The organism is Bradyrhizobium sp. LeoA1Lang (assembly GCF_055413685.1).
On record NZ_JBVAPG010000418.1, the window covers coordinates 1 to 1,070 of the forward strand.

The window sequence follows — 1,070 nt, forward strand, 5'->3', positions numbered from 1 at the left end:
GCGGCCTTCACCGGCGCGTTGGCGGGCGCAGGGATCAAGATCTCCATGGATGGCCGCGGTCGTTGGATGGACAACGTCTTCATCGAGCGGCTGTGGCGGTCGCTCAAGCATGAGGACATCTATCTCAAGGGCTATGCCGACGGCCGCAAGGCCAAGGCAGGGATCGCGAGCTGGATTGCCTTCTACAACGATCGTCGCCTTCATCAGGCCCTCGGCTATCGCACGCCGATGGCAGTCTGGCGCGAGCGGATGCACGCCGACAAGGCTGTGGACATGGTGGACAACGCTGACGCGTTGACCACATGCCCACAGCAACTCCAGCAGACAGAATCTCTGGCTGCGTGATAGAAAAGGATCAGGAGCGATCAGTTTCCAACTAACAAGCCGGTTCAACCGGTCCCGCTCCGCGGGTCCATTTCAGTGGCGCCGCGATGTGGGGGCCCGCCTGGCAGGCGGCGGTCAGCGAGCAGGTGCCAGCCCAAGCTCTGCCAGCCGCCGTCGCGCTCAATGGAATCAGTTACAACATTGCACGGAGCGTAGGTCCGGCAATCGGTGGCATCATTGTGGCCACTGCAGGGACCTTTGCGGCGTTCGCACTCAATGCCGTGTCCTATCTGCCGCTCATCGCCGCGCTCTATCTGTGGAAGCGCGCGACTGAGCGCTCGCGCCTGCCACCAGAACGGCTCGACCGCGCGATTCTTTTAGGCGTCCGGTACATTGCGAACTCACCCCCGATCATGCTCGTGTTGATCCGCACGATCATTGTGGGCTTGATCAGTGGAGTGATTCTCGCGCTCTTGCCGCTGGTAGCGCGCGATCTCCTCCTTGGCAGCGCACCAACATACGGTCTGATGCTAGTGGCTCTGCACAGTGATTTTGACGTGTTGGGTGGGCTGTCAAATTAGCTCCGGCAGGTCTTTCGGATCCACGAGGACCTCGATGCTGTTCGCCGTCGAGACCTTTGAGACAAATTGAAGGATTTTGCGGAGGGAGGATTTCTGGTTCATCGTAGCCACCAGGAGCGAAGATGAAACAGAAATCCGGACCGGGCAAAGCGCCGGCAGAACAAG

Annotated in this window: 1 protein-coding gene and 1 pseudogene; both read left to right on the top strand. The window is 60.2% G+C overall.

What is annotated here, in order from left to right:
• Positions 1–345: integrase core domain-containing protein (locus tag ACZYOF_RS43900; RefSeq protein ID WP_463719607.1), on the top strand; the 345-nt coding region annotated here is incomplete at its 5' end.
• A gap of 74 nt (positions 346–419) precedes the next feature.
• Positions 420–863 (top strand): annotated as a pseudogene (locus ACZYOF_RS43905) (MFS transporter); the annotation flags it as partial.
• Positions 864–1,070: the final 207 nt, after the last annotated feature.